The organism is Faecalibacterium sp. 7, assembly GCF_049562865.1.
GTDB lineage: Bacteria > Bacillota > Clostridia > Oscillospirales > Ruminococcaceae > Faecalibacterium > Faecalibacterium wellingii.
The window spans coordinates 2,937,643-2,958,518 of sequence record NZ_CP186911.1; the positions used below are offsets into that span (position 1 = coordinate 2,937,643).

Below are 20,876 nucleotides of genomic sequence, written 5' to 3' on the forward strand. Positions count from 1 at the left end.
TCTTTTTCATAAATGAAAATAGGAGAGCCTGAGATCAGGCTCTCCTACATCGGCGTTAGCAACGCGTATGAAATCTAAAGCAACAGCGATTTCAAGCGATCAATTACTTGAACTTGCGCTTGCGGGCTGCTTCGGACTTCTTCTTGCGCTTGACAGACGGCTTCTCGTAAGCCTCGCGCTTACGGACCTCTGCGAGCACACCGCTGCGAGCAGTGCTGCGCTTGAAGCGACGCAGTGCGCTTTCCAGCGACTCGCCCTCTTTAACACGAATTTCCGACATCTTATTCCCTCCCTTGGACCGTGAGGCAGGAATTTCGTTGTTACATGGTAACTAACAGTAGACAGTATAGCGCATTTTCTCTGGTTCGTCAACCTTTTTTTGAAAGTTTTTTGCCCAAAATCTTTGAAAAGATTTTGAACAGACGCTCCCGGGTGTTTTATGCGTTCGTCCGCCTCTGCGGGTAGTTATATATCCAGCCGTACGGCAGGGTATCGGGGTTTAGCCCTTGACGGCCAGATTGACCAGACGTCCCTTGACGTAGATCTCCTTCACCAGCTGCTTGCCTTCCAGAGCGGCGGCAACAGCGGGGTCAGCCTTGGCGGCGGCAATGGCGGCGGCAGCGTCGATGTCGGCTGCCACCTTCAGGCGGGCCTTCACCTTGCCGTTCACCTGCACAGCGATCTCCACCGTGCTCTCCACGCACTTGGCCTCTTCGTACTTGGGCCAGGGATAGTAAGCCAGCTGCTCAGTGTGGCTGTGGCCCAGCTTCTCCCACAGTTCTTCGGTCATGTGGGGAGCAAACGGGTTCAGCAGCTGGACAACAGTCTCCAGCTCGGCCTTGGTCGCGCCGCCGTTGTCGTACAGGGCGTTCACCAGCGTCATGAGCTGGGCAATGGCGGTGTTCATCTTCAGGGTCTCGATGTCAGCGCCCACCTTCTTGATGGTCTGGTGCATCAGAGTCTCCACCTGCGGACGATAGCCCTCGCCCTCCACCAGCTTGTCGGACAGTGCCCACACGCGGTCCAGGAAGCGGTTGCAGCCTGCGATGGCAGAGGTCTGCCACGGTGCAGCCTGCTCGAAGTCGCCCATGAACATCTCGTACAGACGCATGGTGTCGGCACCGTACTGGTCCACCACCTCGTCCGGGTTGATGACGTTGCCCAGAGACTTGGACATCTTCACGATGGGGTGGCGTGCCATTTCGCCGTACTTTTCTTCCAGAGCCTTTTCAGCGGCCTTCTGGCTGCCGTACTCCTTCAGCAGCTTTTCCTGCTCCTCAGCGGGCAGGTTGACAAAGCTGTGGGGGTTCAGGCCCAGGATCATGCCGTGAGCGGTACGCTTCTGGTAGGGTTCCGGAGAAGGCACAGCGCCGATATCGTACAGGAACTTATGCCAGAAACGGCTGTACAGCAGATGCAGGGTGGTGTGCTCCATGCCGCCGTTGTACCAGTCCACCGGAGACCAGTATTCCAGAGCCTCCTTGGACGCAATGGCATCCTTGCAGTGGGGGTCCATGTAGCGCAGGAAGTACCAGGAAGAACCGGCCCACTGGGGCATGGTATCGGTCTCACGGGTAGCAGGGCCGCCGCAGCAGGGGCAGGTGGTCTTGACCCAATCCTTGTGGCGGGCCAGCGGAGATTCGCCGTCCGGACCCGGCTCAAAATCGGTGATGTCCGGCAGGGTCAGGGGCAGGCTGCTCTCGGGCAGGGGCTGCCAGCCGCACTTTTCACACTTGACCATGGGGATGGGCTCGCCCCAGTAACGCTGACGGCTGAATACCCAGTCGCGCAGCTTGTAGTTGACCTTATCGCAGCCCTTGCCGTTTGCCTCCAGCCAGTCGATCATCTTTTTCTTTGCATCGGTGACGGACAGGCCGTTCAGGAAGCCGGAGTTGACCAGCGTGCCGGTGGCCACATCGGTGAAAGCAGCTTCGTCCAGATTGGAGGGGGTATTGCCCTTGACCACCTCGATGATGGGCAGGCCGAACTTCTTGGCAAACTCCCAGTCACGGGTGTCGTGAGCGGGCACAGCCATGATGGCACCGGTGCCGTAGGTGGACAGAACGTAGTCCGAAATAAAGATGGGGATCTCGGTATCATTGACCGGGTTGATGCCCATGACGCCTTCCAGCTTGACGCCAGTCTTTTCCTTGTTCAGTTCGCTGCGCTCAAAGTCGCTCTTGCGGGCTGCCTCGGCCTGATAGGCCTTGACGGCATCGGCATTCTTGAGGATGCCCTTGTCCAGCCACTCCTTGACCATGGCGTGCTCCGGAGAAACGACCATGTAGGTGGCACCGAACAGGGTGTCGCAGCGGGTGGTGTACACGGTCAGGGTATCGCCTGCGGTGGTGCCGAAGTTGACTTCTGCGCCGTGGCTGCGGCCGATCCAGTTCTTCTGCTGGGTGGCAACGCGCTCAATGTAATCCAGACCGTCCAGACCATCGATCAGCTTATCGGCATAAGCGGTGATCTTGAGCATCCACTGGCTCTTGACACGGTGAACGACCTCGCTGCCGCAGCGCTCGCACACGCCGTTGACAACTTCCTCGTTGGCCAGCACGCACTTGCAGCCGGTGCACCAGTTGACGTTCATTTCCTTCTTGTAAGCCAGGCCATGCTTATACAGCTGCAGGAAGATCCACTGGGTCCACTTATAATACTCCGGATCGGTGGTGTTGATCTCGCGGTCCCAGTCAAAGGAGAAGCCCAGAGCCTTCAGCTGGCTGCGGAAGTGGTCCACATTGTTCTTGGTGACAATGGCCGGGTGGATGTGGTTCTTCATGGCAAAGTTCTCAGTGGGCAGGCCAAAAGCGTCCCAGCCCATGGGATACAGCACATTGTAGCCGTTCTGACGGCGCTTGCGGCTGACCACGTCCAGCGCGGTGTAGCTGCGGGGATGGCCTACATGCAGGCCGGCACCCGACGGATACGGGAACTCGACCAGTGCATAGAACTTGGGTTTTTTGTGGTCGATCTCGACATGGAAGGTCTTTTCGTCCTCCCACACCTTCTGCCACTTGGCTTCAACTGCCTTGTAATCGTACTTCATGTTGTTAATCAGCTCCAGACTTTATCCAAAATACCGTTGCTTGGGGGCGTATGCTTTCAAGGTGCTCCCGGTATAAACCCTCTCAGTCAGGGCATTCGCCCTGCCAGCTCCCCCGAGGGGGGAGCTTTTTTGCCAACTTTCCCTATTGCGCCAAAACCTCTCCCTTTCGGGAGAGGTGGCATCGCGCAGCGATGACGGAGAGGGTTTGCCAGAAGCAAACCTGTTTGCCTGAATCATTCAAGGGTGCTGTCGGGGGTGAGGTACTCGGAGATATCAATGGGCTCACCATCTGCCCACAGGTGCTCCAGATCGTAATAGGTGCGGGTGTTGGGCACGAATACGTGCACGATAACGTTGGAATAGTCCAGCAGCACCCAGTTCTTGGAGTCGTAGCCCTCCGTGCTGTAGGGTTCCAGACCCTTCTGGGAAAGCTCGTACTCCACCTCGTCGGCCAGAGACGCCACCTGCGTGGTGGAAGTGCCGGAGGCAATGACAAAGTAATCGGTGAGCACGGTCAGGCTTTCCACCTTGAGCACGCGCACATCGTGGGCCTTTTTCTTATCCAGGATCTTTGCGATCTCAATGGCAAGCGCCTTGCTGTCGTTGAAGTTCTCCATATGTTTTTCCTTTCTGTCAGTTTCAGTTTGCGGAGCCTGCGGCCTGACCGTCGGTGGTAACAGCGCCATCAAGGTCTGTCTCGCCGCTCAGGATGGCATCGTCCGACTCCTTATCGATGCGGCCCATATACTGCACGTTGGCATCGGTGGATGCACTGCCGTGGGGCCACTCGTCGGTGACAAGGTTCATTTCGCTCACATCAATGGGGCCGGTGTAGGTGCAGAAATACTGGTTGAGCAGGTTTGCAATGGAACCCGCATCCGGCACCACGCAGGAGTAACCGGCAAAGGTGTCGGTCTTGCCCACATTGGGCACGCCCATGAACACCGGCGTCTGCGCCAGAATGATGTTGGAGCTGTCGAGCTTGAGGAAGGACACCACCAGCTTTGCAATGGTGGAAATGTCCATATCCGTCTTGATATAGTTCTTGAACACCAGCGGCAGCTGGTTCAGAATATCGGTGACGCCCATGGCGCGGGCACGCTTGAACAGGCCGGCATAGAAATAGCGCTGCATGTTCAGGCGGTCGATATCGGAATTGGCGTAGCCGTCGCCGTGGCGGCAGCGCACAAAGAACTCTGCCGATGCACCGTTCAGATTGCGGTAGCCCTTGAGCAGCTTGCTGCCGCCGTAGGACATATCGTGGGGGATATACACCTCGATGCCGCCAAAGTTATCCACCATGTCCACCAGTGCCTGCATATCCACCGTCACATAGTAATCGATGGGCAGCCGGAACTGGTCATAGATGACATCGGCCAGAGCGGCGATGCTGCCGCCGTTGGAGATCGCCACCGAGTTGATCTGATAATTCGTGGCGGCGTAGGTCTTTCCATTGGAAAGGGTGATCTTTTTGTTCTTGGTGGTGACAAGGCTGTTGCGGGGGATCTGCAGCATCCGCAGCGCGCCGTTCTTGATGTCGAACTGCACGTACAGGATCATATCGGTCATGCCGTCGTTGGAAGTGGGGTCGTTGGAATAATTGCGGCCCTCTTCATAGTCGATGCCGCAGACCAGAATGTTCACCACATCGCCCTTGTATTCCTCGTCTGTCTTGACCTCTTCCTCAATGGTAGGGGTGCTGTCGTCCGGACGGATGCTGTCCTCCACCTTGTTCACAAGGCTGACGCCGTACACCACCACACCGGAGATCACCGCGATGATGGCCATGACCACTGCAAAAGGCAGCCAGAGGGGCGTTTTCTTTTTCTTATTGCGGCGACGCGGCGGTTCATTCTGTCCGCTGCCCTGTGCCGGACGGCGGGGCGGCTCATTGTGTGCACCGCCTGTGCTCTGCTTTGCATCCGTGCTGGACGCGGCGTGACGCGGTGCATCTGCCGCCCGCTCCGGGCGCTTCAGCGAACGATCGGTATTGATATGGCGTGGCGTCTGGCTCATGCTTTTTTGTATCCTCCAGATTTTCACAGTCGTGCAAAAGGTTCTCTGCAAGACCTGTCATAGTCTTTAGTATAACATTGTCCGGCAGAATCTGCAATCCGTTTTCTGCATCCGGTCAGAGACCTTTGCTTTCTGCCGTTCCTTCCCTTTCATTCTGCCCGCTGCAGGCCAGGATATCCTCATAGGCCGCTTTGGACATCGGGTCCAGAGGCTTGCCCTGCGAGAGCACGAAATCGTTGGTCTGCTTCAGCGCGGCCAGCATGGCGGCATCCAGATCCTTTTTTTCCAGCTTGCGCAGCTTTTCCACGCCGGGCCAGTCCCGTTCAGCGCTGGTCATATCGGCCAGATACAAAATCTTGTCAAGCCGGGTCATGCCGGGTTTGCCCGCCGTGTGGCAGGCAATGGCAGAAAGCACCGCTTCGTCGGTCACGCCCCACTGGGTGCGGGCCAGGATCGCGGCGCACACGCCGTGCCACACCGGAGCCGGGCGCTCTTCGCCGCCCTCGGCATACTGGGGGTAAGCGCGCAGGATCTCGCGCATCTCATCCTTGCTGATTTCCTTGGCGGAATCGTGCAGCAGGGCTGCCAGCGCGGCCCGTTCCTCGTTCTCACCGTAGATCTTTGCCAGCTTGACGGCCATTTTTTTCACATTCAAGGTATGCTCATAGCGCTTATCGCTCAAGCGGCCGCGCACAAGCTCCTTTGCCTGTTTGAGGTTCATTGGCTGATACTTCCTTTTTGTAGAGTTTCTCCCGGCGGATGATCGCCCGCACTGCCTCCGGCAGCTCCGTTTCACACCCTTCGCCTGCAGCCAGACGGGTGCGGATATCGCTGCTGGCCATGGGCAGCGCCTGTACCGGTGCAAACAGGATGCGTGCCCCGGTGGGGTCCAGCCGGAGAGCCTTTGCGTGCAGCTCCGGTGCATCGCCCACATTGCGGCTGGTGACCACCAGATGGGCAAGGCGCAGGATGTCCTGCCAGCGGTGCCAGCCGTCAAAGCTCAGCAGCATATCACTGCCGATGGCAAGGTACAGCTGTGCCCCAGGGTAGTCCCGGGCCAGCTTTTCCACCGTGAGCACCGTGTAATTGTGGTTCCCTGCTTTGGCCTGAGCTACCTCCCACCCGCTGACTTCCAGCTGCGGGATGGCATCCATCCCCTCTTCCAGTGCATGGAAGCAGCTGCACATTTCCAGCCGCAGCGCACCCGGGGCCGAAGTGTGCTGCTTGAACGGTGAAAGCCCGGCCGGCATCACCACCACCTTGTCCGGACGGACACGGTCGGCGGCAGCCCGCAGATTGTTCAGGTGGCCGTTGTGGGGCGGGTCAAATGTACCGCCGTAGAGAAGAACTTTCATTTTTACTTCAGCAGGTCGGCGTAAGCGCTGTCCTTTTTCTTCTGCAGGTACAGTACGAACTTGGAGCCGATCACCTGCACGCAGTCGGCACCAGTGGCCTCGGCCAGCTTGACCGAAGCCTCACGGGCATTGTACATGCTGCTCTCCAGCACCTTGAGCTTGATGAGCTCACGGGCGTCGAGGCAGTCCTTCACGCCCTGGATCATGGTCTCGTCGATTTCGCCCTTGCCCACGATGAAAACGGGGTCCATGGTGTTTGCCTTGCCGCGCAGAATGGCGCGCTGTTTGCTTGTCAGCATAGTTTTCTCCTTTTATTTCAAAAAATCAGGTAGTTCTTTTTCCAATTCCGCCAGCGCGTTGCCGCGGTGGCTGATGGCGTCCTTTTCATCCGGGGTCAGCTGGGCATAGCTGCGGCCCTCGGTGTTGGGGCGCTTATCGTGCTTTCCCACGCCGCAGTCGGCGGGGATGAACAGCGGGTCGTAGCCAAAGCCGTAGTCCCCGCACAGCCGTTCAAAGGCGATGCTGCCCGGGCACTCGCCCATGCAGGTCAGATGCCGCCCATCCGGCAGGATGAAGCACACCGCTGAGACGAACTTTGCACCCCGCTGCCCGGCAGGCACAGCCTGCATGGCGTCCAGCAGCTTGTCGTTGTTGGCTTCGTCGTCGCCGTGGCGGCCGCAGTAGCGGGCACTGTAGACGCCGGGCGCACCGCCCAGCGCATCCACGCACAGGCCGGAGTCATCGGCGATGGTGGGCAGGCCGCTTGCCCGGCAGATAGTCTCGGCCTTGATGAGGGCATTCTCGGCAAAAGTGGTGCCGGTCTCCTCCGGCTCGATGGTGATGCCCAGCTCCTTCTGGCTGACCACCTCGTGGCCCTGCGCTTCCAGAATGCGGCGCAGTTCGCGGAGCTTTCCGGCGTTGCCGGTGGCTGCACAAATCTTCATGCTGCGGCCCTCCTTAGTGCTTCCACTGACGCGGGAGCAGCTCTTCCACAAAGCCCTCCGGGGTGAAGGGCAGCAGGTCGTCGATGCCCTCGCCCACGCCGATAAAGCGCACCGGCAGGCCCAGACGCTGCTTGACCGCCACAACGCAGCCGCCCTTGGCGGTGCCGTCCAGCTTGGTCAGGATGATGCCGGTAGCATCTGCAGCCTTGCAGAACTCCTTGGCCTGACTGATGGCGTTCTGGCCGGTGATGGCATCCAGCACCAGCAGGGTCTCCAGACTGGCCTCGGGGCTGGCCTTTTTGACGCTGCGGCTGATCTTGGAAAGCTCTGCCATCAGGTTGGATTTGTTGTGCAGACGGCCTGCGGTGTCGGCAATGACCATGTCATAGCCGCGTGCGGTGGCAGACTTTACGGTATCGAAAATGACAGCCGCCGGGTCTGCGCCCTCGCCTGCGCTCACAATGGGCACACCGGCGCGTTTTGCCCAGATCTCCAGCTGTTCGCTGGCGGCGGCACGGAAGGTATCGCCTGCGGCCAGCATCACCTTTTTGCCCTCGCGGGTGTAGTAATCCGCCAGCTTTGCAATGCTGGTGGTCTTGCCCACGCCGTTCACTCCAATGACCAGAATGACGGCAGGCTTTCCGGAAAGGTCCATTTCAGCCTCCGGCGTCATCTCCTCGGCAATGATGTCCCGCAGGGCATCTGCCGCTTCTTCGCCGGTCTTCAGGCCCTTCTCGCGCACCCGGTCCCGCAGCTTGTCCACCAGACGCACGGCCACTTCGCCGCCCACATCCGCAAGGATGAGCTGTTCTTCCAGATCATCGTACATTTCGTCGTCGATGACGCTGCCGGTGAGGGTGTTGAGGATATTGCCCCAGAAACCGGTGCGGGTCTTTTCCAGACCCGTTTTCATTTTTTCCTGTTCTTTTTCTTTGTTTTTCTTGCCAAATCCGAAGAACCCCATAGTGTCCTCCTATCTTTTTCTTTAATATATATCAGGAAACCAGCGTGGCGTCAACCTGTTCCAGATCCAGTCTGAGCAGTTTGGACACGCCGTCCTCCTGCATGGTGACGCCGTAAAGCACATTTGCGGCTTCCATCGTACCGCGGCGGTGGGTGATGACGATGAACTGGGTCTTGTCGCTCACCCGGCGCAGATACTGGGCAAACCGCACCACGTTGGCATCGTCCAGAGCGGCCTCGATCTCGTCCAGAATACAGAACGGAGCCGGGTTCACCGCCAGAATGGCAAAGTAGATGCTGATGGCCACCAGCGCCTGTTCACCGCCGGAAAGCGCTTCCAGGTTCTTGATGACCTTGCCCGGCGGGGCCACCCGGATGCCGATGCCGCAGGACAGCACATCGCTTTCATCCTCCAGCACAAGGCTGGCTTCGCCGCCGCCGAACAGCTCGGTGAACACCCGGCCGAAGTTTTCGTTGATGGCGCGGAAGCTGTCAGTGAAGATCTCCCGCATCTGCGCCGAGAGTTTGGAGATCATGCGGATCAGCTCGTGGCGGCTTTCCTCCACATCGGTCACCTGATGCACAAGGGCGTCGTAGCGGGCCCGGACCTCTTTGTACTCCTCGATGGCGCTGACGTTCACGCTGCCAAGGGCACGGATCTTGCCCCGCAGTTCTGCCACCTGTGCCCGCAGGGCCGTCAGGCTCTCGAACTCCACGCAGAGGTTCTCTGCCTGACTCACCGAGAGCTGGTACTCATCCCACAGCTTTGCCACCGTCTGGTCGTACTCGGTCTCGGCTGCGGCCTTGCGTTCGGCAAGGCGGGCCATTTCGCGGCCCATCTCCTCGCGGCTGTCGGAGGAAGTGCGCGCCCGGCCCAGTGCCGCAGTCTCTGCCTGCTGGCGTTCCAGCCGCTGTTCGGTGGCTTCGCGGATCGCCTTTTCTTTTTGGGCGATCTCGGTCTGGCTGTCGGACTTTGCCTGCCGGATGGCTGCAATTTCCGCCCGGCAGCTCTCGCTGCGCTGTGCCAGTGCCGCAAGGCTTTCTTCCAGCGAGGCACGGCGTGCGGCGGCATTCTGTGCCCGCTGTTCCAGCGCGGCGATCTGGCTGTAGGCCAGTTCGGCGTCCTTCTGGCGGGTCACCTGTTCCAGCCGCTTTGCGCTGAGCTTCTGGTTCAGCACCGTCTGCTGCGCCACAAAGCTGTCGTCTCCCTCGGCGAGGCGGTTCATTTCAGCAGTCAGCAGATCGACCTTTGCTGTGAGCTCTGCCTGCAGAGCAGCAGCGCCCTCGGCCCTGCTCTGGCTCTCGGAAAGGGACGCTTTCAGGGCATCGATCTCCTGCTGCCGGGCGGCAAGAGTGCTCTCCTGCTGCTGTACAGCAGCTTCCAGCCGCTTCTGCTCTGCCTCGGCACGCACCCTGTCGTTGGCTGCGGTGATCTGTTCACTGGCCGTGGCGGTCAGCTCTGCCTGAAGGGCATCTGCCTGCTCTTTGCAGCGGTCGGTCTTTTCCTGCGCGGCAAGGCAGTCCTTCTGCAGTTTTGCAGCCTTTACCCGCAGCTCTTCCATCTCCTGCTTGCGGGTGAACAGGCCCGCGCTGCGCTGGACACTGCCGCCGGTAAAGCTGCCGCCTGCATTGACCACCTGACCGTCCATGGTGACCACCTTGCTCCGGAAGCCGTTATCCCGCGCCACGCGGGAGGCTTCGTTGATGTCGTCCACCACGATGATGCGGCCCAGCAGATTTGACACGATGTTGTCGTACCGGCGGTCGGCCTGTACAAGGCTGGATGCCAGCCGCGCCGTGCCGGAAAGACGCCCCCGGAACACGCCGGGCTGGACGGTGTCCAGCGGCAGAAAGGTCGCGCGGCCCGCATTGTCATTGCGCAGCAGGGCGATGGCCGCTTTGGCGGCGGCCTCGTTTTCCACCACGATGTTCTGCAGTGCGCCGCCAAGGGCGGTCTCCACAGCCACCTCACAGCCCGGCTCCACCGTCAGGATGGCGGACACCGGCCCGATGACCCCCCGCAGACGGCGGGCACCGGCGGCACGCATGACGGCCTTGACCGAGTTCTGATAGCCGTCCATGTTCTTTTCCAGCTCCCGCAGCACCGAAAGACGCTGGCGGGCGGCATCCAGCTCCCGGCCAAGCTTCTGCTCTGCCGCGTCGGCATCGTCCAGCGCGGCTTTGCGGCTTTTCAGCTTGAGCTCCAGACCGGAACGGACGTTCGCCAGCTGCTTTTCGTTTTCTTCCAGCATCCGGCGGTATTTTATGGTATCTTCCAGATCCCGCTTTGCCTCGTCCCGCTGGGCGGTGCTCTCTTCTGCGTTCGCTTCAAGGGCGGGCAGGCGCTGGCGGGCTGTTTCCCCGGCAGCTTCGGCAGCGGCCTGCGCCACCTGCGCTTCGGTGCGCCGGGCCGTCAGACCGGCAAGTTCTGCTTTCAAGGTATCCTTGCGGGCACCGCTGGCACTGCTGGCATCGGTCAGGCGTGCGATCTCCGCGTTCAGTGCCTCGATCTCTGCCGCCAGCTTTTCGCCCTCCGCTTCCATGGTCTTTGCCACGGCCCGGTGGCGCTGCAAGGCGGCCTGTGCCTCGGTGCTGTCCTGTTCCCCGGCGCTGATCTCTTCCCGCAGGGATGCGGCGCTCTCCTCGTTGCGGAGGATGTCGTTTTCCAGCACGGCGATGCGGCTCTCCGACCCGCTGATCTGCTGGGTGATGCTGCGGATATCCCCATTCAGGCGCTCGACGGCAACCGTCAGCTGCTGTGCCTGCATCCGGTTCTCCTCAGCCTCCTGCTCGGCGGCTCTGGTCTCGCGGTCAAAGCGTTCGTAATCGGCCTGCGCCGTCTCGTAGTCCCGCACCTGCTGGCGCACGGTCTCCCGGGCGCGGTGTACGCCGTCGGTCCAGAGGGTCACTTCCAGCGTCTTGCGCCGGGCACTCAGCTCCAGAAACTTTTCTGCCTTGGCGCTCTCCTTTTCCAGCGGGCCCACCCGGCTTTCCAGTTCGCCCAGAATGTCCCGCAGGCGCTCAAGGTTCTCGCCCGCCGCAGCAAGGCGGCGTTCCGCCTCAGTTTTGCGGTAGCGGTATTTTGCAATGCCGCAGGCTTCCTCAAAGATCTCGCGGCGTTCGCTGCTTTTTGCGGCCACGATCTCCGCGATGCGGCCCTGCCCGATGACCGAGTAGCCATCGCGGCCGATGCCGGTGTCCAGCAAAAGCTCGTAGACGTCCCGCAGGCGGCACACCTGCCCGTTGATGGTATACTCGCTCTCACCGGAGCGGTAATACTTGCGGCCAATGGTCACTTCGTCCGCGTCCAGATCAAAGGTATGGTCGGCGTTGTCCAGCGTCAGCCGCACCTGCGCAAAGCCCATGGCCCCGCGCCGCCGGGTGCCGCCAAAGATGACGTCCTCCATCTTGCCTGCCGCGCGCAACTGGCGGGAGCTGGTCTCACCCAGCACCCAGCGCACCGCGTCCGAAAGGTTGGATTTGCCGGAGCCGTTGGGACCCACCACGCCGGTCACGCCTGCGTCAAAGCGAATCTTGACCTTATCGGGGAAGCTTTTAAAGCCCTGGATCTCCAGTTCTTTGAATACCATTTACTTTTCCTTTATCACGCCCAGCAGCTTGAGCGCTTCTTTGGCGGCGCACTGCTCTGCGGCTTTTTTGCTGCGGCCTTCGCCACGGGCCACGCGGTCAGAATTGAACCGCACCGCCACCACGAAATGCTTGTCGTGGTCGGGGCCGGACTCGCTTTCCACCACATAGCTCAGGCGCTCTTCCGGGTTCTGCTGCACGATCTCCTGCAGGCGGGTCTTGTAGTCAGCCTCGGCGTGCTTGCCCTCGGTGATGAAGGGCAGGATGAATTTGCGGGCCACCTCCATGCCGCCGTCCAGATACAGTGCGGCAATGACCGCCTCAAAGGCGTCCGACACCACGCTAGGGCGGGTGCGTCCGCCGCAGCGCTCCTCGCCGCGGCCAAGGCGCAGGTATTCGCCAGATCGATCTCCTGCGCGAACTGGAACAGGGCCCCCTCGCTGACAAGGCTGGCGCGGATGCGGGTCAGATCGCCCTCCGGCCGGTCGGCATAGGCGTGGAACAGATAGTCTGCCGAAACGATCTGTAGCACGCTGTCGCCCAGAAACTCCAGCCGCTCGTTGTGCTTGACCGGGGTGCGGCTCTCGTTGGCATAGCTGGTATGGGTGAGCGCGATCTCCAGCAGCTCCGGGTTTTTGAACTTATAACCAATAATTGTTTCCAACTGATGGCTCATATTTCGACTCCCTTGAATAAAATTGAACCCTCTCAGGCGCTTACGCGCCAGCGCTCCCCCTTTTGTCGCTTGTGCGACATCTTCCCCCGACCGGGGGAAGTCATTCCCGAGGGGGGAGCTTTTTAATCTCCTACCTCTCAAACCTCGCCCTTTCGGGAGAGGTGGCAGTGCCGCAAGGCACTGACGGAGAGGGTTTACTCCTTCGGCTGTGCCGCAGCCAGCTCATCCAGCGCAGACTGCATGGTGCCGCACAGATCGTTCTCCACGCAGATCTTTGCCTGACGGATGGCGTTCTTGATGCCCTTGGCCTTGGAAGAGCCGTGGGCCTTGATGACCGGCTGCCTTGCGCCCAGGAAGGGTGCGCCGCCGTATTCCTCGCTGTCCATCTGGTGCTTCAGGTCTGCCACACTGCCCTTGAGCAGCAGGTAAGCCAGCTTGCCGCCGAGGTTTGCGAGGAACATTTGTTTCAGCATGCCCAGCAGCATTTTTGCCACGCCCTCAGTCAGCTTGAGGATCACATTGCCGGTGAAGCCGTCGCACACCACCACGTCCACTTCGCCATTTGGCACATCGCGGGGCTCGATGTTGCCCACAAAGCGGATGCCGGGGGTGGTCTTGAGCAGCTGGTGGGCTTCCTTGAGCATGGGGGTGCCCTTGCTCTCCTCTGCACCGTTGTTGGCCAGCGCCACGCTGGGGCTGCGGCGGCCTTCCACCTTGTTCACATAGCAGCTGCCCATGACAGCGAACGCCGCCAGCATCTCGGGGCGGCACTCCACATTGGCACCACAGTCCAGCAGCAGATAAGCCTGCTTTTTAGCGGGCACCATGGTAGCCAGAGCCGGGCGCTTGACGCCCTTGAGGGTGCGCACGATCAGACTTGCGCCCACATGCAGCGCGCCGGTGCTGCCGGCCGAAACAAAGGCGTCGCCCTTGCCGTCCTTCAGCATGTTCAGGCCCACCACGATGGAGGAGTCCTTCTTCTGACGGATGGCACGGGCAGGCTCGTCGCACATCTCGATGGTCTCGGTGCAGTTCACCAGCTCGATGCCGTCCAGCGGGATGCTGTTCTCCTGTGCGGTCTTGCGCACCAGCGCTTCGTCGCCCACGCCGACGACGGTGACGCCGTACTCCTTCACAGCCTGTGCGGCACCCTCCAGCACCGCCAGAGGGGCGTTGTCGCCGCCCATCATATCCACGATAATCTTCATAGCTTTTCTCCCTTCTTAAAGAGAAGTTTCATCCAGCCAGTGCTGGAAGCTGGCAACAGCGCGCTGGGCCTGTGCCATGTAACGCAGGCGCTTGTCCCGCGGGCGGCTCTCCTCCGGCAGCGGAGGAAGGATGCCCATATTCGCGCCCATGGGCTGGAAGTGCTTGTTCTCGGTGGTCAGGTACTGCACCAGTGCGCCGCACATGGTGTCGGCAGGCGGGGCGGACAGTTCCTTTCCTTCCAGACGGGCATACAGGCTGCGGGCCGCCAGCAGGCCGCAGGCAGCGCTTTCCATATAGCCCTCAAAGCCGGTGATCTGCCCTGCAAAGAACACATTGGGGTGCTCTTTCAGGCACAGCTGGGCGCTGAGCACCCGGGGCGCATCGAGGAAGGTGTTGCGGTGCATGACGCCATACCGCACGAACTCGGCATTTTCCAGCCCGGGGATCATGCTGAACACCCGCTTCTGCTCGCCCCACTTGAGGTTGGTCTGGAAGCCCACGATGTTGTACAACGTGCGTTCCTTATTTTCGGCCCGCAGCTGCACGTTGGCCCATGGGCGGTGTCCGGTGTTGGGGTTCACAAGGCCCACCGGGCGCAGGGGGCCGAACCGCATGGTGTCGGCACCCCGGGCAGCCATCAATCTCAATGGGCATGCAGCCCTCGTAGACCGTGACGGTGTCGGCCTTTTTGCCGTGGGCGTCCGGGTCGGGCTGAGCGCTCTGCTCTGCGCCGGTATCAAAGTCGTGCAGAGGGGCGCGCTCGGCAGACGCGAGAGCCGCGTGGAATTTCTCGTACTCTTCCTTGTTGAAAGGGCAGTTCAGGTAGTCAGCCTCGCCCCGGTCATAGCGGGAAGCGGCAAACACCTTGTTATAGTCCAGACTTTCGGCGGTGACGATGGGGGCCACAGCATCGTAAAAATGCAGACGCTCGTCCCCGGTCAAGGCCCCGATCTCATCGGCCAGTGCGCCATCGGTCAGGGGGCCGGTGGCCACCAGAATGGGGGCAGTCTCGTCAATGTGCTCCACCTGCTCCCGGTGGACGGTGATATTTTCACAGCTTTCCACCATGCGGGTCACTTCGGCGCTGAAGGCATCGCGGTCCACTGCCAGCGCACCGCCTGCAGCCACACGGGCCGTCTCGGCAGCGTTCAGCAGCTGGCTGCCCATCCGCCGCATCTCTTCCTTCAGCAGGCCGGAGGCAGAGTCCAGCCGTTCGGCTTTCAGGCTGTTGGAGCAGATCAGCTCCGCAAAGCCTGCGCTCTTGTGCGCGGGTGAAAAGTGGACGGGCTTCTGCTCGTACAGGTCCACCTGCACGCCCTTGCCCGCCAGCCAGAGAGCCGCCTCGCAGCCCGCAAGACCCGCGCCCAGAATGGTTACTTTATATTCGCTCATTTGGTTTTTCCTTTGCTCCAACCCTCTCAGTCATTGCCAAAGAGGGAGGTTGTAGCGTATTCTCTGAAAAGCTTTCCCCGTCCGGGGGAAGGCTTTTATTTATCAATCCTTCTTCGGCACCGGCATCTCAAAGCCGCAGCCTTCCTTTGCGCAGTAGAGCTTGGAGCCCTTGCGGAACAGGGTGCTGCCGCACTTCTCGCACTTGGTGGGCACCGGGGTATCCCACGTCATGAAATCGCAGTCCGGGTAGCGCTCGCAGCCGTAATAGATGCGGCCCTTGGAGCTCTTGCGTTCCAGCATACGGCCCTTGCCGCACTTGGGGCAGATGCCGCCTGTATCCTTGACCAGACGCTTGGTGCCCCGGCACTCCGGGAAGCCGCTGCAGGCCAAAAACTTGCCGTACTTGCCCACCTTGATGACCATGGGCCGGCCGCACAGGTCGCACACCTCACTGGAAGGCTCGTCCGGCACTTTGACCTTCTTGCCTTCCATGTTCTTTTCGGCCTGCTCCAGACTGGCGGCAAAGCCCTGATAGAAGTCATCCACCGTCTTGTGCCAGTCGGCCTTACCGCTCTCGATCTTATCCAGATTCTTCTCCATCTGGGCAGAGAAGTCCACGTCCACGATGTGGGGGAACTGCTCCAGCATCAGGCCATCCACCGCCCGGCCCAGCAGGGTGGGCTTGAGCTTTTTCTGGTCGCGCTCCACATAGCCGCGGTCGATGATGGTGGTGATGATGGGCGCATAGGTGGAGGGACGGCCGATGCCGTTTTCTTCCAGCGCCTTGATGAGGGTCGCTTCGGTGTAACGGGCGGGCGGCTGGGTGAACTTCTGCTCGCTCTTCAGCTCGCGCAGCTTCAGCACCTGACCCTGTTCCAGCGGGGGCAGAGCGGTCTCCTTCTTTTCCTTTTCATCGGTGGCTTCCTCGTACAGAGCGGTAAAACCGTCAAAGGTGACGGTATAGCCGCTGGCCTTGAAACGGTAGTCTGCCGCGCTGACGGTGACGGACACGGTGTCCTGCTGGCAGTCTGCCATCTGGCTGGCCATAAAGCGGCTCCAGATCATGCGGTAGAGTTTTGCGGTGTCGCCGCTGATGCTCTTGTCCACCTCGTCGGGCGTCAGGGACGGCACCGAGGGACGGATGGCCTCGTGGGCGTCCTGCGCGGCAGTGGCGCTCTTGGTCTTCCAGGTGCGCTTGTAGGGGCAGATATAGGCTTCACCGTAGGCCCCTGCGATATACTCCTTGGCGGCAGCCACCGCTTCGTCCGAAATGCGCAGGCTGTCGGTACGCATATAGGTGATCAGACCCATGGTGCCGTGGCCTGCAATATCCACGCCTTCGTACAGGGTCTGGGCAGCGCGCATGGTGCGGGTTGCCGTAAAGCCCAGCCGGCGGGACGCCTCCTGCTGCAGGGTACTGGTGATGAAGGCCGGAGTGGGCTGCTTTGCCCGCTTGCCCTTTTTCAGCTCTGCCACCACGTACTCAGCCCCTTCCAGACCCTTTTCAATGGCCCGGGCCTCGGCTTCGTTTTTGGGCAGCAGCTTTTTGCCCTTGGCATCGGCAGCCAGACGTGCCGTAAAGCTCTTGTGGCCTGCGCCGAGAGTGGCGTCCACGTTCCAGTATTCGTCGGGCTTGAAGCTCTCGATCTCCTTTTCGCGGTCATCGATCAGCCGCACAGCCACGCTCTGCACGCGGCCTGCGGACAGGCCCCGGCGCACCTTGCGCCAGAGGAACGGGCTGAGCTTGTAGCCTACCAGACGGTCCAGCACCCGGCGGGCCTGCTGGGCGTTGAACAGATCCTCGTCAATGGCGCGGGGGTGGGCCATACCCTCCTTGACGCCCTTTTTGGTGATCTCGTCAAAGGTGACGCGGTTGGGCTCGTGGGGGTCCAGCCCCAGAATGTTTGCCAGATGCCAGCTGATAGCCTCGCCTTCGCGGTCCGGGTCGGTCGCCAGCAGCACGCCGTCTGCGTGTTTGGCCTTGCTCTTGAGCTCCTTGATGAGCTTTTCCTTGCCTTTGATGCTGATGTACTGCGGAGCATAGCCGTGCTCCACATCGATGCCCAGCTGAGACGCGGGCAGGTCGCGGATATGGCCCATGCTTGCGGTGACTTCGTAGTCATCGCCCAGATATTTGCCGATGGTCTTCGCCTTGGCAGGCGACTCCACGATAACCAGTTTCGCCATTCGAGTTTACTCCCATTCGTTTTTCTTTCTTCTTTATCGGTAACGCGCTGTGCGATGCGCACAGTACGGGATTCTCTATTTTTATAATATACCACAGCTGTTGTGTGCTGCGCCAGCGGAAATTATACTATTTTATCATATAGCGCTTTCCCGGCATGCACAGCACCCTGCCGGAAAGCTCCAGCTTCATCAGGGTGCCCAGCAGTGCTGCCGTGGGCAGGCCGCTGCGCACGCAGAGCTCCTCAATGCCAAGCGGCTGCGGGCCGATGCAGGAAAGCACCTTCCGCTCGTTCTCGCTCAGAGGCTCCGGCTGCTTTGCCGTCACCGCCGCTGTGCTCTGCCGGCGCAGGCCCAGCGGGCCCATCAGGTCATCTGCACTGCTCACAGCGCGGGCACGGCCATCCCGCAGCAGGCCGTTGGTGCCTGCGGAGTTGGGCGAGTAGATGCTGCCCGGCACCGCAAACACCGGTTTCCCATAGCGTTCTGCATGGGACACGGTGGACATGGTGCCGCTTTTCTCCTGTGCTTCCACCACCAGCAGCGCAGAGCTGAGCGCCGCAATGAGCCGGTTGCGCTGCAGAAAGCCATTGGCGCCAACGCCCTCACTGCGGGGCGGATATTCGCTGATGACGCAGCCCTTCTGCTCGATCTTATGCCGCAGCACCGCATTCGCTGCCGGGTAGGTGCGGTCGATGGGCACGCCCATCACCGCAATGGTGGGGCAGTTGTTTTTCACGGCGGCACGGTGTCCGGCGCTGTCCAGTCCGTCGGCAAGGCCGCTGACGATGACTGCACCGCTCTTTGCCAGTGCCCCGCCGATGTCTGCCGCTGCATTCAGGCCGTATTCTGTCGGCCTGCGGCTGCCCACGATGCCGATCGTGCCCGGTTCATTGAGCCAGCGCGGGTCGCCGGTGCAGTAGAGCACCAGCGGCATGTCCGGAATGCGGGAAAGGGCCAGCGGGTAATCCGGGTCATCAAAGGTCAGGATGCGTACACCGAGGTCATCGCACCGCATGACCAGTGCGTGATACTGCTCCGGGTCCAGCTGCTGTGCGCGAAGCGCGGCAGCATCCCCGGCCGCAGCGCGGAATTCAGCGGTGTCCCGCGCTTCCCACGCTTCCTGCGCACCACCAAACGCATCCAGCACGCGGCCCGCGTGGATGCTGGCCGGGCCCAGCACGTGGGCCAGCCACAGCCAGCACAGCAGCGGGTCCGGCGCAGGCTCCGGCGGAAAAAGGCCGGTCTGCCCGGCAAGTTCCCTCACAGGCTCTCCTCCCGGAAATGCCACAGCAGGATGCTGCCCGCAATGCCGGCGTTCAGGCTTTCCACCCGGTCGGTCATGGGGATGCGCACCGTGCTGGTGCAGGCGGCGATGGTCTCATCGGTCAGACCCTGCCCCTCGCTGCCGATGACGACGCAGACGCCGCCGGGATAGCTGGCCTGCGCCGCGCTCAGCGGCTGGGACTTGTACAGCGCAGCCGCAAGGCAGGTGATGCCCTTTTCCCGCAGCCGGGCGATGGCATCAGGCATGGCACCGGCTTCGATCACCGGGATGCGCACGGCGGCTCCCATGGAAGCCCGCAGGGTCTTGGGGGCCCACACGCTGGCACAGCCGTCGCTCAGGATCACGCCGTCAAAGCCAAAGGCAGCTGCTGAGCGCAGCAGGGTGCCCACGTTGCCGGGGTCCTGCACCCGTTCCAGCGCCAGATACCGCCCGCCGGTCTTCACCTCGTCCAAGCCGTGCACCGGGGTGCGGAATACGCCGAACACCCCCTGATGGGTGCCCACATCGGCCAGCTTGTCGGCCACGTGATCCTCCACAAGGTAGTGCTCGCCGGGCAGGTCTGCCAGCTCCGGGCACTTTGCCATGGCGCTCTCGGTATAAAACAAGGTCTCCAGCTGTGCGCCGCGGGCAAGCTCCGGGCACAGCTTGCGGCCCTCGGCCAGAAAGCGGCCCTCACTGCGGCGGAATGCCGCGCCGGAAGAAAGGCGGCAGGCATATTTGATCTTTGCGTTTTCCCGGCTGGTGATCTTTTCGTCCATTGTATTCCTCCTGCTGAAAGCGGGCATTCATCTGTAAAAAAGCAAAAAGGGCAGCGTCTGCCACAAAAAGCTCCTGCGGCAGGGCACTGCCCTGAAACACTGTTTTCGTCCGCAAGAACCCCGGATACAAAACGGACGCCCGCGCGTATACGCGGGCGTCACGATTCAGGTTCTTGATCAGGCGTTCTTGACGGTCTCGACCAGAGCTGCAAAGCTCTTGGGATCGTTGATGGCCATCTCGGACAGCATCTTGCGGTTCAGCTCGATGCCAGCCTTCTTCAGGCCTGCCATGAAGGTGGAGTAGTTCATGCCCAGAGGACGGACTGCATTGTTGATGCGGCAGATCCACAGGTTGCGGAACTGACGCTTCTTCATGCGGCGGCCAGCCAGAGCGTAGTTGCCGCTCTTCATGACCTGCTGCTTGGCCATCTTAAAGTGCTTGCTCTTGCAGCCGTAGAAGCCCTTGGCCAGCTTCAGCATCTTCTTACGACGTTTGTGAGTCATGGTTGCGCCCTTGATACGTGCCATTTTATATATCTCCTTTAGTTATCTGTAGTAGAATGTTTGTGCCTGCGGCTCGCTCTTAGGCGTAGGGCAGCATGCTCTTGATGGTAGCTGCGTTGGTCTTATCAACGTAGCTGGGCTGACGGTAGCCACGGGTCAGCTTGGTGGTCTTCTTGGTCAGGATGTGGCTGCGGAATGCGTGGCCGCGCTTGATCTTGCCGTTCTTGGTCAGCTTAAAGCGCTTCTTAGCGCCGGAATGCGTCTTCAGTTTCATCTTAGCCATTTTAGTTTCCTCCTAAAATTAGTCCTTATTGGGTTTCGGGATCAGCAGAATGGACATCGTGCGGCCCTCGAGCACCGGCGGCTTGTCGGTGGATGCCTGCGGCAGAGCCTCGGCAAAACGCTTGAGCACATCTGCGCCCAGAGCACTGTGCGCCATTTCACGGCCGCGGAAGCGGATCGAAACCTTAACCTTGTGGCCAGCTGCCAGGAATTTGGCAGTCTGGTTCAGCTTGGTATTGAAGTCGTTGGTGTCAATGTTGAGCGAGAGGCGGGTCTCCTTGACTTCGACCACCTTCTGGTTCTTCTTGGCTTCCTTCTCCTTCTTCTGCTGTTCAAAACGGTACTTACCGTAGTCCAGCACCTTGCACACAGGCGGGACGGCCTGCGGTGCGATCTTGACCAGATCCAGTCCGGCCTCTTCTGCAGCGCGCATAGCCACCTGAATGGACACAACGCCCTTCTGCTCGCCGTCTGCACCGATCAGACGGACCTCACGGTCACGGATCTGACCGTTGATCTCCAGTTCCTTCGACTTTCCAGCGGTAGCGATAATGAATGCACCTCCAAACAAAATCCATTTTGTTGCAATATTTGGCATAGAAAACGCGGCCGCCCATTTTCAGGACAGCCGCGCAAAAATTCACTCAAAAGCCGCAATCCACACAAAG

At 60.7% G+C, this 20,876-nt stretch carries 18 protein-coding genes and 2 pseudogenes; all 20 read right to left on the minus strand.

The window, feature by feature from the left end:
* Positions 1-103: 103 nt before the first annotated feature.
* Positions 104-280 (minus strand): 30S ribosomal protein S21, encoded by a 177-nt coding sequence (gene rpsU / locus ACKXF7_RS14705; protein WP_005928271.1) that lies wholly within the window; start codon positions 278-280, stop codon positions 104-106.
* A gap of 219 nt (positions 281-499) precedes the next feature.
* On the minus strand, positions 500-3,049 hold the full coding sequence (gene leuS, locus ACKXF7_RS14710) for a leucine--tRNA ligase (protein WP_423741720.1): 2,550 nt from the start codon (positions 3,047-3,049) through the stop codon (positions 500-502).
* A 233-nt stretch (positions 3,050-3,282) separates the two neighbouring features.
* Positions 3,283-3,666: a ribosome silencing factor gene (gene rsfS / locus ACKXF7_RS14715; protein WP_005944348.1), complete on the minus strand. Its 384-nt coding sequence runs from the start codon at positions 3,664-3,666 to the stop codon at positions 3,283-3,285.
* A 22-nt stretch (positions 3,667-3,688) separates the two neighbouring features.
* On the minus strand, positions 3,689-5,065 hold the full coding sequence (locus ACKXF7_RS14720; RefSeq protein WP_423741721.1) for an LCP family protein: 1,377 nt from the start codon (positions 5,063-5,065) through the stop codon (positions 3,689-3,691).
* A 115-nt stretch (positions 5,066-5,180) separates the two neighbouring features.
* The gene (gene yqeK / locus ACKXF7_RS14725) at positions 5,181-5,786 is read right to left on the minus strand and encodes a bis(5'-nucleosyl)-tetraphosphatase (symmetrical) YqeK (RefSeq protein WP_423741722.1); all 606 of its coding nucleotides are present in this window, start codon (positions 5,784-5,786) and stop codon (positions 5,181-5,183) included.
* Entirely contained in the window at positions 5,737-6,420 is a 684-nt protein-coding gene (gene nadD / locus ACKXF7_RS14730; protein WP_423741723.1) for a nicotinate (nicotinamide) nucleotide adenylyltransferase, read from the minus strand. The genes yqeK and nadD overlap by 50 nt, the downstream gene beginning before the upstream one ends.
* Positions 6,421-6,422: 2 nt before the next feature.
* A complete protein-coding gene (locus ACKXF7_RS14735; protein ID WP_005932885.1) occupies positions 6,423-6,719 on the minus strand; it encodes a YhbY family RNA-binding protein in 297 nt (98 codons plus the stop codon).
* A 12-nt stretch (positions 6,720-6,731) separates the two neighbouring features.
* A complete protein-coding gene (gene rdgB / locus ACKXF7_RS14740) occupies positions 6,732-7,364 on the minus strand; it encodes an RdgB/HAM1 family non-canonical purine NTP pyrophosphatase (protein WP_339395606.1) in 633 nt (210 codons plus the stop codon).
* A gap of 13 nt (positions 7,365-7,377) precedes the next feature.
* A complete protein-coding gene (ftsY, locus tag ACKXF7_RS14745) occupies positions 7,378-8,328 on the minus strand; it encodes a signal recognition particle-docking protein FtsY (RefSeq protein ID WP_249238345.1) in 951 nt (316 codons plus the stop codon).
* A gap of 31 nt (positions 8,329-8,359) precedes the next feature.
* Positions 8,360-11,917 (minus strand): chromosome segregation protein SMC, encoded by a 3,558-nt coding sequence (smc, locus tag ACKXF7_RS14750; RefSeq protein WP_423741724.1) that lies wholly within the window; start codon positions 11,915-11,917, stop codon positions 8,360-8,362.
* Positions 11,918-12,202 carry a putative dsRNA-binding protein gene (locus tag ACKXF7_RS14755; protein ID WP_423742643.1) on the minus strand — a complete coding sequence of 95 codons (285 nt, stop codon included), beginning with the start codon at positions 12,200-12,202 and terminating at the stop codon, positions 11,918-11,920.
* 24 nt (positions 12,203-12,226) lie between these two features.
* Positions 12,227-12,591, minus strand: a pseudogene (locus tag ACKXF7_RS14760) (ribonuclease III family protein); the annotation flags it as partial.
* Between the two features lie 194 nt (positions 12,592-12,785).
* A complete protein-coding gene (plsX, locus tag ACKXF7_RS14765; protein WP_423741725.1) occupies positions 12,786-13,799 on the minus strand; it encodes a phosphate acyltransferase PlsX in 1,014 nt (337 codons plus the stop codon).
* Between the two features lie 15 nt (positions 13,800-13,814).
* A pseudogene (trmFO, locus tag ACKXF7_RS14770) lies at positions 13,815-15,192 on the minus strand (methylenetetrahydrofolate--tRNA-(uracil(54)-C(5))-methyltransferase (FADH(2)-oxidizing) TrmFO).
* 102 nt (positions 15,193-15,294) lie between these two features.
* On the minus strand, positions 15,295-17,379 hold the full coding sequence (gene topA, locus ACKXF7_RS14775) for a type I DNA topoisomerase (RefSeq protein ID WP_249238341.1): 2,085 nt from the start codon (positions 17,377-17,379) through the stop codon (positions 15,295-15,297).
* 127 nt (positions 17,380-17,506) lie between these two features.
* Positions 17,507-18,643, minus strand: coding sequence for a DNA-processing protein DprA (dprA, locus tag ACKXF7_RS14780; protein WP_418265715.1), 1,137 nt, complete (start codon positions 18,641-18,643; stop codon positions 17,507-17,509).
* On the minus strand, positions 18,640-19,422 hold the full coding sequence (locus ACKXF7_RS14785) for a TrmH family RNA methyltransferase (protein ID WP_423741726.1): 783 nt from the start codon (positions 19,420-19,422) through the stop codon (positions 18,640-18,642). The genes dprA and ACKXF7_RS14785 overlap by 4 nt, the downstream gene beginning before the upstream one ends.
* A gap of 177 nt (positions 19,423-19,599) precedes the next feature.
* The gene (gene rplT, locus ACKXF7_RS14790; protein WP_005928218.1) at positions 19,600-19,950 is read right to left on the minus strand and encodes a 50S ribosomal protein L20; all 351 of its coding nucleotides are present in this window, start codon (positions 19,948-19,950) and stop codon (positions 19,600-19,602) included.
* Between the two features lie 55 nt (positions 19,951-20,005).
* On the minus strand, positions 20,006-20,209 hold the full coding sequence (gene rpmI, locus ACKXF7_RS14795; protein WP_005928215.1) for a 50S ribosomal protein L35: 204 nt from the start codon (positions 20,207-20,209) through the stop codon (positions 20,006-20,008).
* An 18-nt stretch (positions 20,210-20,227) separates the two neighbouring features.
* Positions 20,228-20,806: a translation initiation factor IF-3 gene (gene infC / locus ACKXF7_RS14800; RefSeq protein WP_249238338.1), complete on the minus strand. Its 579-nt coding sequence runs from the start codon at positions 20,804-20,806 to the stop codon at positions 20,228-20,230.
* Positions 20,807-20,876 lie beyond the last annotated feature (70 nt).